The following is a 14,480-nucleotide window of genomic DNA, read 5'->3' on the forward strand; positions in this document are numbered from 1 at the left end:
GAGACGTCCCACCCCTCGCAGAGCCCACCCGCCGCGACGGCGGCCTTCCCCTCCGCGGGCACGGCCGCCGCCGGGCGGGTGCTGGCGAGCACGGGGGACATCCCGGAAGGCGGTGGCATGATCTTCACGCGGGCGAAGGTCGTGGTCACCCAGCCGAAGAAGGGCGAGTTCAAGGCCTTCTCGGCGGTCTGCACGCATCAGGGCTGCACGGTGAACCGGGTCGCCGAGGGCACCATCGACTGCCCCTGCCACGGCAGCCGCTTCCGCATCGCCGACGGCTCCGTGGCCCACGGCCCGGCGACCCGGCCGCTGCCCGCGAGGCCGGTCAAGGTCGAGGGAAATTCCATCAGCCTGACGTGAGGATCCGCGTACGCTCCCGGGCATGCAGCCCGGGGACCTGGTACGCGACCACACGATCTACGCCTGTGTCATGGGTTCGCGGGCCTTCGGGCTGGCGACCGACGACAGCGACACGGACCGCCGGGGCGTCTTTCTCGCCCCCACCCCCCTGTTCTGGCGCTTCGAGAAGCCGCCCACACACGTGGACGGCCCGCTGCCCGAACAGTTCAGCTGGGAGCTGGAACGCTTCTGCGAACTGGCGCTGCGCGCCAACCCGAACATCCTGGAGTGCCTGCACTCACCGCTGGTGGAGTACGCCGACGACACGGGCCGCGAACTGCTCGCCCTGCGCGAGGCGCTCCTGTCCCGGCGGGCGTACGAGACCTTCACCGGCTACGCCCTCGGCCAGCGCCGCAGGCTCGACGCGGACCTGCGCGCGCACGGCGCCCCGCGCTGGAAGCACGCCATGCACCTGCTACGGCTGCTGGCAAGCGCCCGTGACCTGCTGCGTACCGGCCGGCTGACCCTCGACGTGGGCGACGAACGCGACCGGCTGCTGGTGGTCAGACGCGGCGAGGTCCCGTGGCCGGCGGTCGAGTCCTGGATGACCCGCCTGGCGGCGCAGGCCGAAGAGGCGTCCCACCGCTCGCCCCTCCCCGAGGAGCCCGACCGCCGACGCGTGGCGGACTTCCTGCACCGTGTCCGCCACGCGTCGGCCTGCCGGGCAGCACCCGTCTAGAGGTCGACCTCCTGCAGCAGCCGGCCGACCTCCGTGTTGGACAGGCGGCGCAGCCAGCCCGACTTCTGGTCGCCGAGGGTGACGGGGCCGAAGCCGGTACGGACGAGTTTGTCGACCGGGAAGCCGGCGGCGGCGAGCATGCGGCGGACGATGTGCTTGCGGCCCTCGTGGAGGGTGACCTCGACCAGGTAGTTCTTGCCGGTCTGCTCGACGACCCGGAAGTGGTCCGCGCGCGCGTAGCCGTCCTCCAGCTGGATGCCGTCCTTGAGCCTCTTGCCCAGGTCGCGCGGGACGGGGCCGACGATGTGCGCGAGGTAGGTCTTGCGCACGTTGTACCTGGGATGGGTCAGGCGGTGGGCCAGCTCGCCGTGGTTGGTGAGCAGGATGACGCCCTCGGTCTCGGTGTCCAGGCGGCCGACGTGGAACAGGCGCGTCTCGCGGTTGGTGACGTAGTCGCCGAGGCACTGGCGGCCCTCCGGGTCCTCCATGGTGGCGACGACGCCGGCGGGCTTGTTCAGCGCGAAGAACTGGTACGACTGCGTGGCCACCGTCAGGCCGTCGACCTTGACCTCGTCCTTCTCCGGGTCGACCCGGCGGCCCTGCTCCAGGACGATCTCGCCGTTGACCTCGACCCGCGCCTGCTCGATCAGTTCCTCGCAGGCCCGCCGCGAACCGTAGCCCGCGCGCGCGAGGACCTTCTGCAGCCGCTCGCCCTCCTGCTCGGCGCCGGGGAAGGTCCTGGGCAGCTTGACGTCCTTCTTGCCGGCGTACCGCTCGCGGTTGCGCTCCTCGGCCCGCGCCTCGTACTCGCGGGAGCGGGCGGGGGCCGTACGGCCGCGCCCCTGCCCCTGCGGCTGCTGCGCCTTCTTCGGGCCGCCCTTGGCGCCGCCGCGGGCCGCACCGCCGCGCCCCGGCTTCGGACCGTCCTTGGTGGCGCCGGTGCCCACGTCGTAGCGGCGCTCCTCGGGGCGGGGCTTGCGGGGACGTCCCTGCCCCTGCCGCTCGTCCCGGTTGTTGCCGGCGCCGCGGTGGTTGCCGCGTCCGCTGTTCCTGCCGCTGCTTCGCATCAATGTTCCGTCTTAGTCGTCTGCGTCCTGACCGCCGGGCGCGTCGGGCGCGTCCGGGTCGAACGACGGCACGCCTTCCTGGGTCTCGGCCTCGATCGCCTCCGCCTCCGGGAGGAAGGGCGCGAGCTCCGGGAGCTCGTCCAGACCGCGCAGGCCCATCCGCTCCAGGAAGTAGTTCGTCGTCCTGTACAGGATCGCACCTGTTTCGGGTTCCGCGCCCGCCTCCTCGACCAGACCGCGCTGGAGCAGGGTGCGCATCACGCCGTCGCAGTTGACTCCGCGTACGGCCGAGACGCGGCTGCGGCTGACCGGCTGGCGGTAGGCGACCACGGCGAGGGTCTCCAGGGCGGCCTGGGTGAGGCGTGCCTGCTGGCCGTCGAGCACGAAGCCCTCGACGGCGGCGGCGTACTCGGGGCGGGTGTAGAAGCGCCAGCCGCCGGCGACGAGCCTGAGCTCGAAGCCGCGGCCCTGCAGGGTGTACTCGTCGGCCAGTTCGCGCAGCGCGTCCGCGATCTGCCGCCGGGGCCGCTGGAGCACCTTCGCCAGGTGCTCCTCGGTGGCGGGCTCGTCCACGACCATGAGGACGGCCTCCAGGGCGGGCTTGAGCTCGAGTTCGGCGACGGGGGACCGCCCGGCGCCCGGCTCGATGGTCTCCTCGCTCACGCCTTCTCCTCCTCCTTGGGCCCCTTGGACTTCCTGGTCTCCGGCTTCTTGTTCTCCGTCTTCCCGGTGTCCGTCTTCCCGGTGTCCTCGGGTGGCCGGTCGAACTCGTCGGTCACCATGGGCGTCGCATCCCCGTCCCCGTCCCCTCCGGTCCACCGCACGACGAGTTCGCCGAGGGCCGTCTCCTGTTCCAGGGCGACGGCCTTCTCCCGGTACAGCTCAAGGAGTGCGAGGAAGCGGGCCACGACGGTGAGCGTGTCGTCGGTGTCCTCCACGAGCTCGCGGAAGCCGGCCTCGCCCAGCTCGCGCAGCCGCGCGACGACGATCCCGGCCTGCTCCTGCACACTGACCAGCGGGGCGTGGATGTGGTCGACGTACACCTGCGGCTCGGGTCTGGGCTGCATCGCCTTGACCGCGAGCCCGGCGAAGCCCTCGGCGCCGATGCTGATGACGACGTCGGGCAGCAGTTCGACGTGGTGCGGCTCCAGTCCGACGGTACGGGGGTGGCGCCGGCCCTCCTCTTCCAGGCGCCGGCTGAAGATGTCGGCGATCTGCTTGTACGCCCGGTACTGCAGCAACCGGGCGAACAGCAGGTCCCGGGCCTCCAGCAACGCCAGGTCGGCCTCGTCCTCCACCTCGGCGGAGGGCAGCAGTCTGGCCGCCTTGAGGTCGAGCAGCGTGGCGGCCACCACGAGGAACTCGGTCGTCTGGTCCAGGTCCCAGTCCGGCCCCACGGCCCGGATGTGCGCCATGAACTCGTCCGTGACCTTGGACAGGGCGACCTCGGTGACGTCCAGCCTGTGTTTGGAGATCAGCTGGAGGAGGAGGTCGAAGGGGCCTTCGAAGTTGGAGAGGCGGACCTTGAAGACACCGTCGGAGGGTTCGGGTGCGCCGGCGGGATCCGCGGGAGGCAGTGGAGGCAGTGGAGCCTCGACGGGCTCCGGCTCCGGCTCGACGGTCTCGGGTTCCGGCTCACCGGCCTCCGGCTCGACGGCCTCCGGTTCGGGAGGTTGCGGTTCGGGAGGCTGCGGCTCGGGCACCTCCACGGGAGCCGTGACCGGTACCGCAGGCCGTGCCACGGGCTCGGCACCGGGGCCCCTCCCCAGCGCGCGCCGGCGTCCGGCGTGCGCGCCGGGAGGGGGAGCGTCGTTCGAGGTCATGGCCCCCGCAGGCTACCGCTACCGCCCGCGCAGCCGTCGTACGAGGATGCTGGCGTCCCCGCGGGACTCCAGGTCGGCCAGGACCACGGCGACCGCCTCCCGGACGATGCGGCCGCGGTCGACGGCCAGGCCGTGCTCGCCGCGCAGCACCAGGCGGGCGTGCTCCAGGTCCATGAGTTCCTCGGCGGACACGTACACGGTGATCTTCTCGTCGTGCCGTTCCCGCCCGCTGGGCCGGCGCGGGGTGCCGCGGCCCCGCTTGCGCGGCGGCACGGCGGCAGGGCCTTCCTGCGCCGCCGCACGCCGCACGGGCCGCTCCGCGGCGGCGGACCGGCTGCGGGACTCGCCCGCGTCCACCGGCTCCGCCTCCGCCGCCACGTGCTCCGCGCCCGCGCCGTCGCCGCCCTGCGCGGGCACCGACTGCGGCGCGTCCTCCGCCGAGGCGGCCGCCGCGTCACTCTCCCCCGCGGGAGCGGGCACCCGGGGCTCGCCTCTGCCGGCCTGGCGCCGGGGGGTCGACGGCTGGAGCGCCATTCCCCCTGTCGTACGGAACAGTTCGTCGGCCCCCGGCAGACTCACTCGGCGTGACACCGGGCGAGCACCTCCCTGGCGAGCTGGCGGTAGGCGGCGGCACCGACGGAGTTGGAGGCGTACGTGGTGATCGGCTCACCGGCGACCGTGGTCTCCGGGAAGCGGACCGTGCGCCCGATGACCGTGTGGTACACGTGGTCGTCGAACGCCTCGACGACACGCGCGAGCACCTCGCGGCTGTGCACGGTGCGCGAGTCGTACATCGTGGCGAGGATCCCGTCGAGCTCCAGCTCCGGGTTGAGCCGCTCCTGGACCTTCTCGATGGTCTCGGTCAGCAGCGCGACGCCGCGCAGCGCGAAGAACTCGCACTCCAGCGGCACGATCACCTTGTGCGCGGCCGTGAGGGCGTTGACGGTGAGCAGGCCGAGCGAGGGCTGGCAGTCGATGACGATGTAGTCGTAGTCGTCCATCAGCGGCTTCAGCGCCCGCTGCAGCGTCGACTCGCGCGCGACCTCGGAGACCAGCTGGACCTCGGCGGCCGACAGGTCGATGTTGCTGGGCAGCAGGTCCATGTTGGGGACCGCCGTCTTCAGCAGGACCTCGTCCGCGGACATGCCCCGCTCCATGAGCAGGTTGTAGACGGTGAGGTCGAGCTCCATGGGGTTGACGCCGAGACCCACCGACAGCGCGCCCTGCGGGTCGAAGTCCACGAGCAGTACCCGGCGGCCGTACTCCGCGAGCGCGGCACCCAGGTTGATGGTCGACGTGGTCTTGCCGACGCCGCCCTTCTGGTTGCACATCGCGATGATCTTCGCGGGTCCGTGATCGGTCAGCGGACCCGGGATCGGGAAGTACGGCAGCGGACGTCCGGTCGGGCCGATGCGCTCACGGCGCTGGCGAGCGGCGTCGGGCGCGAGCGTGGCCGCGTACTCGGGGTCGGGCTCGTATTCGGCGTCGGGGTCGTAGAAGTGCCCCTCGGGCAGTTCGTCGTAGTCGGCGAACTGGTTGTGGGGCGCGCCACTTCCGTCGCCGGCCATGGCGTTCACGTGATGGCCATCCATGCTCTGGTGTGCTGACTGAGTCACCCCTGGTGTCCGGTGACTCCGGTGGGCTGCGAAGGTGCGCACAGCGACGGAGCCGACAGCCTCGAGCCCCGTGGGACCCTGGCCCCGCGCAGGCATTCCTGGTTGACCACCCCCGGGAGAAAATGTCGACTCATTCACAAGTCGTCTTACCTCCTTGGCGACCAGGAAACTTCTGGACAGGTCAGCGTGGCACCATGCCGACGGTTGGCGACTCTATGGCGTGTCGGGCGTCCACAGCAACACAATCCGCCGGACCCGGCCCGATGTGTCGGCAATGAAACATCCGCCTGTCAAGGGCGTACGGCCGTCGCACGGCAGGTTTCACCGGTGCGTGAATCGGTCGAATGGTTGCGTTCGAGGCGAGTTGAACGAGTGGGGCGAAATGACCATACACACATCCGGCCGGACCTTGTCGGGCAAGGTCCGGCCGGAGACGCGCTGTTGACGGCGCGCGTTGACGTATCGCCTTTCACGCCTTGGCGATTTGGCGACCCACTCAGGCCAGCAGGGACTCCAGGGCGACGTGCTCGAGGCCGTGCGCCTCCGCGACCTCGCGGTAAGTCACCTTGCCGCCGTGGGTGTTGAGACCCTTGGCCAGCGCCGGGTCGCGACGCAGCGCCTCCACCCAGCCACGGTTGGCGACTTCGACGATGTACGGCAGCGTGGCGTTGGTCAGCGCGTAGGTGGAGGTGTTGGGCACCGCACCCGGCATGTTGGCGACGCAGTAGAACACCGACTCGTGGACCTTGAAGGTCGGCTCGGCGTGCGTGGTCGGGTGGGAGTCCTCGAAGCAGCCTCCCTGGTCGATCGCGATGTCGACAAGGACACTTCCGGCCTTCATCCGGGACACCAGCTCGTTGCTGACCAGCTTCGGGGCCTTGGCGCCCGGGACGAGCACGGCGCCGACGACGAGGTCGGCCTCGAGGCAGGCCTTCTCCAGCTCGAAGGCGTTGGAGACGACGGTCTTGATCTTCGTGCCGAAGATCTTGTCGGCCTCCTTGAGCTTGCTGATGTCCTTGTCGAGCAGGGTCACGTGGAAGCCCAGGCCTATGGCGATCTGCGCGGCGTTCCAGCCGGAGACGCCGCCGCCGATGACGACCGCCTCGCCGGCCGGCACGCCCGGGACACCGCCCGGCAGCACACCGCGGCCGCCGGAGGCGCGCATCAGGTGGTAGGCACCGACCTGCGGGGCCAGCCGGCCGGCCACCTCGGACATCGGGGCGAGCAGCGGCAGCGCGCGGCCCGGCAGCTCGACGGTCTCGTAGGCGATCGCCGTGGTGCCGGCCTCCAGCAGGGCGTCCGTGCACTCCTTGGAGGCGGCCAGGTGCAGGTAGGTGAAGAGGACCTGGTCCTTGCGGAGGCGGTGGTACTCCTCGGCGACGGGCTCCTTGACCTTCAGCACCATGTCGGCGTCGGCCCAGACCTCGTCCGCGGTGTCGAGGATCTGGGCGCCGGCGGCCACGTACTCCTCGTCCGGGATCGAGGAGCCGGCGCCGGCGTTCCGCTCGACGACGACCTGGTGGCCGTTGCGCACCAGCTCGTTCACGCCGGCGGGGGTGATGGCCACCCGGAACTCGTTGTTCTTGACTTCGCGGGGGATGCCGACCTTCACGTCGATCACGGTCCTTGACTCAGAGAATGTGGGGCAGTGCAACGCGTACCCAGGCATGCGGGGGCATACCAGGAGACACCGCAGGAGAACAAGCGGTAGAACCAGTTTAATGAAGGCATTCCTGCTGTCTAGCCTTTCATTGCCTCAATCTTCAGCGGCCGCACTGCGGTTTTCGCAGGCGTTGGCCTCTTGTTCCGGCCATGTGCCCGCCGCGCCGCCGTCCTTGCCCGCGCGGATTTCGTCGCCGAGCATGCGCTCGGCCACCCCGCGGTGCAGGGCCGCCGCGACCGGATCGCCCAGCCGCTCCAGGGTGTCGGCGAGCCGCAGCTGCAGCGCCGCCTGCAACCGTACGTCCTCCGCGCGGCGCGCCCACTCCACGGCCTCCTGGCAGGTGCGCAGGCACTCCGCGGGCCGCCCGGCGTACTCCTGGACGCGCGCCAGTTCGCTCAACGCCCGCGCGTGGGCGGCGACATCGCCGGCCTTGCGGTGCGCGGCGACGGCGGCCCGCCAGTTGCGCAGCGCCTCGCCGTAGCGGCCGGCGTAGGTGTGCGCGGTGGCGATGCGGCCGTAGAGACGGGCGGCGTCCTCCCGCTCCCCGCGCGCGAGGCGCTGGGCCAGGGCCCGGCCGAACCAGTCGGCGGCCCGGTCGTAGTCCCCGCGCTCCTGGTGGGCACTGCCTACGGATTCCATCGCGCGGCCGGTCGCGTACGGGTCGTTCGCCTCGCGTCCGGCGTCCAGCGCGACCCGGTAACGGGCCAGTGCCTCGGCGGTACGGCCGGTACGGGCGTCCAGGTCGGCGAGGTTCAGCAGGGCGGCGGCCTTCTCCCGGGGCAGCCGCTGCCGCTCGGCCACGTCGAGGACGAGCCGGTGGACGCCGTAGAGGTCACCGGCGGCGGCCCGGGTGCCGAAGTGGGCGACCATGGCCCGCACCAGCTGGGACATCAGCCGGCGGGCCAGGGTGTCCAGCTCGCCGTCGGCGACCGCGAGCCGGGCGGCGGCGAGCAGGGCGGGCCGGCGGGCACGCAGCCAGTCCTCGGCGGCCCGCGGGGTCGGGAAGCGCAGCGTGGAGGGCAGGTTCTTGAGCTTCTCGCGGGTCTCGGAACTGTCGGTCTCGGTGATCGCCCGGCAGGACTGCAGCAGCCGTACGGTCCGCTCCAGCATCCGGGCGCGGGCCAGCTGCAGCTCGGCGGGGCGGTCGTGGCGCTCGGCGAGGGCCCGCAGCAGCGGGTGCAGACAGCCGGGGACCTCGTAGCACGGCAGTGGCGAGGGCAGGGCCCGCAGCAGGCCGAGGGCGGCGAAGTCGTCGAGGAAGGCGCGGGCGGCCTCGACCGAGCAGCCGGCGAGCGCGGAGGCGGTGTGCGGGTCGACGTCTCCGGCCGGGGCGAGGGCGAGCAGCCGCAGCACCCGGGCGGCCGTGCCCGGCAGGGTGGCGTGCACGAACCGCAGCACGCGGGCGAGCGCGGGGCCCGCGCCGGTGTCGGCGTGCAGTTGCCTGGTGAGGTCGGCGACGGCGGCCTTGGGGTGGGCGGCGAGCCAGCCGCCGGCCAGGGTGAGCGCGGCGGGCCGGCCCTCGCAGACCTCGACCAGGCTTTCCGCGGCGCGCGGGTCGACGGTGATGCGCACCGGGTCGATGTGCTGGGCCAGCAGCTCCACGGCGGACTTGGTGTCCAGGCCGCCGAGCGTGCAGGGACGGACGTCCGCGATCCCGGTGAGCGGGCCCCGGGAGACGGCGACGAGCAGGCAGCCGGCGTTGTCCGGCAGCAGCGCGTCGACCTGCTCGGCGCCGGCCGCGTCGTCGAGCAGCAGCAGCGCCCGGCGCTCGGCGAGCGCGTCCCGCAGGGCCTCGGTCAGCTCGTCCTCGGCGGCGCCGGGCGGCGTGGGCAGACCGAGGGCGGTGAGCAGCTCGCGGGCGGCCCGCTCGACCGGCACGGGGGTGCCGTCGGGCTCGGCGAGCCGGGCGCGCAGCACGCCGTCGGGGTAGCCGTCCGCGACCTGCCGTACGAGCTCCTCGGCGAGCGCCGTACGGCCGGAGCCGGGGCTGCCCGCGATCAGCAGTACGCGCGCGCGGGGGACCTTGCGGCCGGAGAGGGTGTCGAGCCCGGCCCGCTCGATGTCGGCGCGCAGCTCCTTCAGCTCCCGCGCACGGCCCAGGAAGACGCTCTCGGTGGCCGCGGGGAGCCGGTCCCTCCCGGACAGGTCCACCCCACCTGCGTCCACCGCCTGGTCCGTCACGGGCCACACTCCCGTCCCACCGCACGCGCGAGCCCGCCGGAACTCCGGTCCGGGCGCTGTTCAGAGCCTAGTTCACGCTCCGCGACGTACCGGGAGGACCACGGCGAACACGTCCCCCGATCGGATCAGGCGATGGTCACACCGAAGGGTCTCCGGCCCGCGGGCCTCCTCCACGGCCCCCTCCGCGGGCCTCCGGCTGTGTTCAGGACTCGGGATTCAGGACTCGAAGGGGCGTGCCGGCCACGGGGCCCCGGCCGGGCGCAGCGCGTCGAGGCCGTCCCCCCGGCGCGCGGCGACCAGGGACAGGACGCCCACGACGAGGCAGTTGTTGTGCAGTTCGCCCGCGAGCACGCCGCGTACCAGCTCGTCGACCGGCACGCGCGCGTGCTCCATGTCGGTCTCCTCGTGCTCCGCCGCGAAGCGTTCGCCCTCCACCGCGGACAGACCCCGGGCGAGGAAGATCCGTACGGCCTCGTCGCAGCCGCCGGGGGTGGTGTACACGTCGGTCAGCACCCGCCAGTCCTCGGCCTTGACGTGCGCCTCCTCGTACAGCTCGCGCTGGGCGGCGTGCAGCGGGTTCTCGCCGGGCACGTCGAGCAGGCCGGCCGGGATCTCCCACAGCCGCTGCCGCACCGGGTGGCGGTACTGGCGGATCAGCAGCACCCGGTCCTCGTCGTCGAGGGCGAGGACGGCCACGGACCCGGGGTGGACCTGGTAGTCGCGGCGGGCCACGGAGCCGTCGGGCATGACCACGTCGTCGGTGCGGACGGAGGTCTTGTTGCCCGTGAAGGGCGTGTCCGTCGCCCGGATCTCCCACTCCTCCGGGGTGTCCTTGATCGTCATGCCCTGCCCTTCCGGCCTTGCGACCTTGCGACGTGCACGGGACGTGCACCGAAAAAGCGGGGGTGCCCACCCTGAAGGAACGCACCCCCGCAACCGTACAACCGGGTGTGCTACTTGGAGTTCTTCCGTTCGACCGCGGCCTTCACGAGGCCCGCGAACAGCGGGTGCGGGCGCGTGGGGCGCGAGCGCAGCTCCGGGTGCGCCTGGGTGGCGACCAGGTAGGGGTGGACGTCGCGCGGGTACTCCACGTACTCGACGAGCTTGCCGTCCGGGGAGGTGCCGGAGAAGACGACGCCCGCCTTCTTCTCCAGCTCCGCGCGGTAGGCGTTGTTCACCTCGTAGCGGTGGCGGTGCCGCTCCTCGACGTACTCCTTGCCGCCGTACACCTCGCGCACGATCGAGCCCTCGGCCAGCTTGGCCGGGTACATGCCGAGCCGCATCGTGCCGCCCATGTCGCCCTCGCCGGCGACGATGTCCATCTGCTCGGCCATGGTGGAGATCACCGGGTGGCCGGTGGCCGGGTCGAACTCGGTGGAGTTGGCGTCGGAGATGCCCGCGAGGTTGCGCGCGGCCTCGATCACGATGCACTGCAGGCCCAGGCAGAGCCCCAGCAGCGGGATCCTGTTCTCCCGGGCGTAGCGGATCGCGCCGACCTTGCCCAGCACGCCGCGGTCGCCGAAGCCGCCCGGGATGCAGATGCCGTCGACGTCGGCGAGCTGCGCCTCGGCGCCGGCCGGGGTCTTGCAGTCGTCCGAGGTGACCCACTTGATCTTCACGCGGGCCTTGTTGGCGAAGCCGCCCGCGCGCAGCGCCTCGGTCACCGACAGGTAGGCGTCGGGCAGGTCGATGTACTTGCCGACCAGGGCGAGGGTGATCTCGTGCTCGGGGTTGTGGACGCGGTCCAGCAGGTCGTCCCAGGTCGTCCAGTCCACGTCGCGGAAGGGCAGGTCCAGCTTGCGCACCACGTAGGCGTCCAGGCCCTCGGAGTGCACGACCTTCGGGATGTCGTAGATCGAGCGGGCGTCGGGGCAGGCGACGACCGCGGCCTCGTCGACGTCGCACATCAGCGAGATCTTGCGCTTGATCGCGGTGGGCACCTCGCGGTCGCAGCGCAGCACGATCGCGTCCGGCTGGACACCGATGTTGCGCAGGGCCGCGACGGAGTGCTGGGTCGGCTTGGTCTTCAGCTCGCCGGAGGGGCCGATGTAGGGAAGGAGGGAGATATGGACCACGAAGACGTTGTCCCGGCCGACCTCGTGGCGGACCTGGCGGACGGTCTCCAGGAACGGCAGCGACTCGATGTCGCCGACCGTGCCGCCGACCTCGGTGATCACGACGTCCACGTCGTCGGTGGCCATGCGGCGGATGCGGTGCTTGATCTCGTTGGTGATGTGCGGGATGACCTGCACGGTGTCGCCCAGGTACTCGCCGCGCCGCTCCTTGGCGATCACCGTGGAGTACACCTGGCCGGTGGTGACGTTGGCGGTGCCGTCCAGGTCCCGGTCGAGGAAGCGCTCGTAGTGGCCGATGTCCAGGTCGGTCTCGGCGCCGTCGTTGGTGACGAACACCTCACCGTGCTGGAAGGGGTTCATCGTGCCCGGGTCGACGTTCAGGTACGGGTCGAGCTTCTGCATCACGACGCGCAGGCCGCGGGCCTTGAGCAGCATGCCGAGGCTCGAGGCGGTGAGGCCCTTGCCGAGTGAGGAGGCGACACCCCCGGTGACGAAGATGTGCTTGGTCGTCGTGGCTGTGCTGTTTCGAAAAACAGTGGGCGGCATGGCCAAGAGGGGGCTCCCGTGGTCGCGGTTGGTCGTGCGGTACGGCGGTCCGGCCCGGGGAACCCGGGTTCTCCGGCTGAGGTGCCGTCGCTGCGGTTCGGGGGTTTCGAGCCCACCGGTCCACGGGCTACCAGGGTATCAGCGCCGGGCGGGCATGGCTCACGGCCACGCTCCGCGCACACACCGACACGGATACGCACCACGCACATGTCTCTCACCCATGGCTCACTCGTTCGGCGCATGCGGGTTGCCCGGAGCGGCACGCAGATCATCTACGTGCGTCGTATCCTGCTCGGACACTCGCTGAGGAGCCCGGCCGGCAACACGGCACCACCCCCGTCCGTAATGACCCGGAAACAACGAGAGCTCGTCAGTTCGTCGAGCAAGGGTTGTCGATCCGCCCCCGCGGCTGACCGGCGCTTTTCCCCCACCGCTCAACGACGCATTACAACCACCCCTTGACCGCACTAGCGACAGCCCCTTCGTGGGGTGTGACGTGGCCGTTCGACTGGAGTTGCACGTGGCCGGGCGCATCGAAGACTACGCACTCATCGGAGACATGCAGACCGCTGCCCTGGTCTGCCGGGACGGGACAGTGGACTGGCTGTGCCTGCCCCGCTTCGACTCGCACGCCATCTTCGCCGGCCTGCTGGGCACAGAGGAGCACGGCTTCTGGCGCCTCGGCCCCGCCCACGCGGCCGGCTCCGAGCCGCCCACGGCGGCCCGGCGCAGCTACCGCGGTGACTCGCTGATCCTGGAATCCGAGTGGGACACCCCGCGCGGCACGGTCCGCGTGACCGATTTCATGCCCCCGCGCGACGGCGCCCCCCAGCTGATCCGCGTCGTGGAGGGCGTCTCGGGCCGGGTGCCGATGCGCTCGGCGCTGCGCATGCGCTTCTCCTACGGCCGGATCGTGCCGTGGGTGCACCGGCACGAGGGGCGCACGGTGGCGGTGGCGGGTCCGGACTCCGTGTGGTTCGACACACCGGTGAAGACGTACGGCAAGTCGTTGACCACGTACGCGGACTTCACGGTCGCGGCGGGTGAGCGGGTCACGTTCACGCTCTCCTGGCAGGCCTCGCACAAGGAGCCGCCGCCGTTGCCGGAGCCGGAGCAGTCGCTGGAGGCGACGGAGGAGTTCTGGCGCGAGTGGGTCGGGCACTGTACGTACCACGGCCCCTACCGCGAGGCCGTGATCCGCTCCCTGATCACCCTCAAGGCCCTGACCTACGCCCCCACGGGCGGCATCGTCGCCGCCCCCACCACCTCCCTGCCGGAGGACATCGGCGGCGTACGCAACTGGGACTACCGCTACACCTGGCTGCGGGACGCGGCGATCACCCTGTCCTCGCTGCTGCGCACCGGCTACCGCGAGGAGGCCCGCGCCTGGCGCGAGTGGCTGCTGCGGGCCGTCGCCGGCGACCCCGACAACCTGCAGATCATGTACGGCATCGCCGGTGAGCGCGAGCTCGGCGAGGCCGAGCTGGACTGGCTGCCCGGCTACGAGAACTCCGCCCCGGTCCGGGTCGGCAACGGCGCCGCGCACCAGCTCCAGCTGGACGTGTACGGCGAGGTCACCGAGGCGCTGCACCTGGCCCACATGACGGGTCTGGCCCGCAACGACTACGCCTCCCTGCTCCAGATCAAGCTCATCGAGTACCTGGAGAAGCACTGGCAGGAGCCGGACGAGGGCATCTGGGAGGTGCGCGGCCCGCGCCGCCACTTCGTGCACTCCAAGGTCATGGCGTGGGTCGCCGTCGACCGCACCATCAAGCTCATCGAGTCCGGGGACGCCGACGGCCCGCTGGAGCGGTGGAAGCTGCTGCGCGACGAGATCCACCGGGACGTGTGCGAGAAGGGCTACGACAAGGAACGCAACACCTTCACGCAGTCCTACGGCTCCCAGGAGCTGGACGCCTCCCTGCTGCTCATCCCGCAGATGGGCTTCCTGCCGCCGGACGACAAGCGGGTGATCGGCACCATCGAGGCCATCCAGCGCGAGCTGTCCACGTCGGACGGCTTCATCCTGCGCTACCCGACCTCCGGCGACAACGCGGGCGTCGACGGCCTGCCCGGCGACGAGGGCGCCTTCCTCGCCTGCTCGTTCTGGATGGCCGACGACCTGGCGATGATCGGCCGCGTGGACGAGGCGAGGAAGCTCTTCGAGAAGCTCCTCTCCCTGCGCAACGACCTCGGCCTGCTGGCGGAGGAATGGGACCCGCGCCTGCAGCGCCAGGTGGGCAACTTCCCCCAGGCCTTCAGCCACGTCCCGCTGATCGACACGGCCCTGCGCCTGACGGCGAGCGGCGCGTACGGAGGCTGAGTACGGAAACCCGCGGGCGTTCGTGCCTCCCCCGGTGCTGAACGCCTGGGGTACCCCCAGGGCGATGGGGGTTCCCTGCTCGGGCGAAGCCGAGAGCCTGGGGGAGGG

General features: G+C 71.6%; 12 protein-coding genes. 3 read left to right on the forward strand and 9 right to left on the reverse strand.

The genetic code is table 11. From position 1 onward, the window contains the following. Together C1I97_RS16025 and C1I97_RS16030 are read left to right on the forward strand one after the other, a co-directional pair. A partial coding sequence (locus C1I97_RS16025) for a Rieske (2Fe-2S) protein (protein WP_111003899.1) occupies positions 1–360 on the forward strand: 360 nt, incomplete at its 5' end. A gap of 22 nt (positions 361–382) precedes the next feature. Next, positions 383–1,078: a nucleotidyltransferase domain-containing protein gene (locus C1I97_RS16030; protein ID WP_111003900.1), complete on the forward strand. Its 696-nt coding sequence runs from the start codon at positions 383–385 to the stop codon at positions 1,076–1,078. Here C1I97_RS16030 and C1I97_RS16035 read toward each other — a convergent pair. The 9 genes from C1I97_RS16035 to C1I97_RS16075 all read right to left on the reverse strand — a co-directional run bounded on the left by C1I97_RS16035 (position 1,075) and on the right by C1I97_RS16075 (position 12,049). Next, positions 1,075–2,145 (reverse strand): pseudouridine synthase, encoded by a 1,071-nt coding sequence (locus tag C1I97_RS16035; protein WP_111003901.1) that lies wholly within the window; start codon positions 2,143–2,145, stop codon positions 1,075–1,077. The genes C1I97_RS16030 and C1I97_RS16035 overlap by 4 nt on opposite strands. A gap of 12 nt (positions 2,146–2,157) precedes the next feature. Beyond that, entirely contained in the window at positions 2,158–2,808 is a 651-nt protein-coding gene (gene scpB, locus C1I97_RS16040) for an SMC-Scp complex subunit ScpB (protein ID WP_111003902.1), read from the reverse strand. After that, entirely contained in the window at positions 2,805–3,968 is a 1,164-nt protein-coding gene (locus tag C1I97_RS16045; RefSeq protein WP_111003903.1) for a segregation and condensation protein A, read from the reverse strand. The genes scpB and C1I97_RS16045 overlap by 4 nt, the downstream gene beginning before the upstream one ends. An 18-nt stretch (positions 3,969–3,986) precedes the next feature. Then, positions 3,987–4,559: a hypothetical protein gene (locus C1I97_RS16050; protein ID WP_111003904.1), complete on the reverse strand. Its 573-nt coding sequence runs from the start codon at positions 4,557–4,559 to the stop codon at positions 3,987–3,989. Beyond that, positions 4,544–5,680, reverse strand: a complete 1,137-nt coding sequence (locus tag C1I97_RS16055) for a ParA family protein (protein WP_111003905.1) — start codon at positions 5,678–5,680, stop codon at positions 4,544–4,546. Before C1I97_RS16055 ends, C1I97_RS16050 begins: the two co-directional genes overlap by 16 nt. A 400-nt stretch (positions 5,681–6,080) precedes the next feature. Further along, positions 6,081–7,205: an alanine dehydrogenase gene (gene ald, locus C1I97_RS16060; RefSeq protein WP_111003906.1), complete on the reverse strand. Its 1,125-nt coding sequence runs from the start codon at positions 7,203–7,205 to the stop codon at positions 6,081–6,083. 135 nt (positions 7,206–7,340) lie between these two features. After that, positions 7,341–9,428 carry a tetratricopeptide repeat protein gene (locus C1I97_RS16065; RefSeq protein WP_111003907.1) on the reverse strand — a complete coding sequence of 696 codons (2,088 nt, stop codon included), beginning with the start codon at positions 9,426–9,428 and terminating at the stop codon, positions 7,341–7,343. Between the two features lie 216 nt (positions 9,429–9,644). Next, positions 9,645–10,271 (reverse strand): NUDIX domain-containing protein, encoded by a 627-nt coding sequence (locus tag C1I97_RS16070; RefSeq protein WP_111003908.1) that lies wholly within the window; start codon positions 10,269–10,271, stop codon positions 9,645–9,647. 110 nt (positions 10,272–10,381) lie between these two features. Continuing rightward, on the reverse strand, positions 10,382–12,049 hold the full coding sequence (locus tag C1I97_RS16075; RefSeq protein ID WP_111003909.1) for a CTP synthase: 1,668 nt from the start codon (positions 12,047–12,049) through the stop codon (positions 10,382–10,384). Positions 12,050–12,569: 520 nt separating this feature from the next. Here C1I97_RS16075 and C1I97_RS16080 point away from each other — a divergent pair. After that, a complete protein-coding gene (locus tag C1I97_RS16080; RefSeq protein ID WP_111003910.1) occupies positions 12,570–14,372 on the forward strand; it encodes a glycoside hydrolase family 15 protein in 1,803 nt (600 codons plus the stop codon). Positions 14,373–14,480: the final 108 nt, after the last annotated feature.

This window comes from Streptomyces sp. NTH33 (assembly GCF_003236365.1).
Taxonomy (GTDB): Bacteria; Actinomycetota; Actinomycetes; order Streptomycetales; family Streptomycetaceae; genus Streptomyces.

Excerpts from the sequence above, each read along its gene's own strand:
- C1I97_RS16030 (WP_111003900.1), top strand. The coding sequence starts at position 383 with ATGCAGCCCGGGGACCTGGTACGCGACCACACGATCTACGCCTGTGTC.
- C1I97_RS16035 (WP_111003901.1), bottom strand. The coding sequence starts at position 2,145 with ATGCGAAGCAGCGGCAGGAACAGCGGACGCGGCAACCACCGCGGCGCC.
- C1I97_RS16045 (WP_111003903.1), bottom strand. The coding sequence starts at position 3,968 with ATGACCTCGAACGACGCTCCCCCTCCCGGCGCGCACGCCGGACGCCGG.
- C1I97_RS16055 (WP_111003905.1), bottom strand. The coding sequence starts at position 5,680 with ATGCCTGCGCGGGGCCAGGGTCCCACGGGGCTCGAGGCTGTCGGCTCC.
- C1I97_RS16070 (WP_111003908.1), bottom strand. The coding sequence starts at position 10,271 with ATGACGATCAAGGACACCCCGGAGGAGTGGGAGATCCGGGCGACGGAC.
- C1I97_RS16075 (WP_111003909.1), bottom strand. The coding sequence starts at position 12,049 with ATGCCGCCCACTGTTTTTCGAAACAGCACAGCCACGACGACCAAGCAC.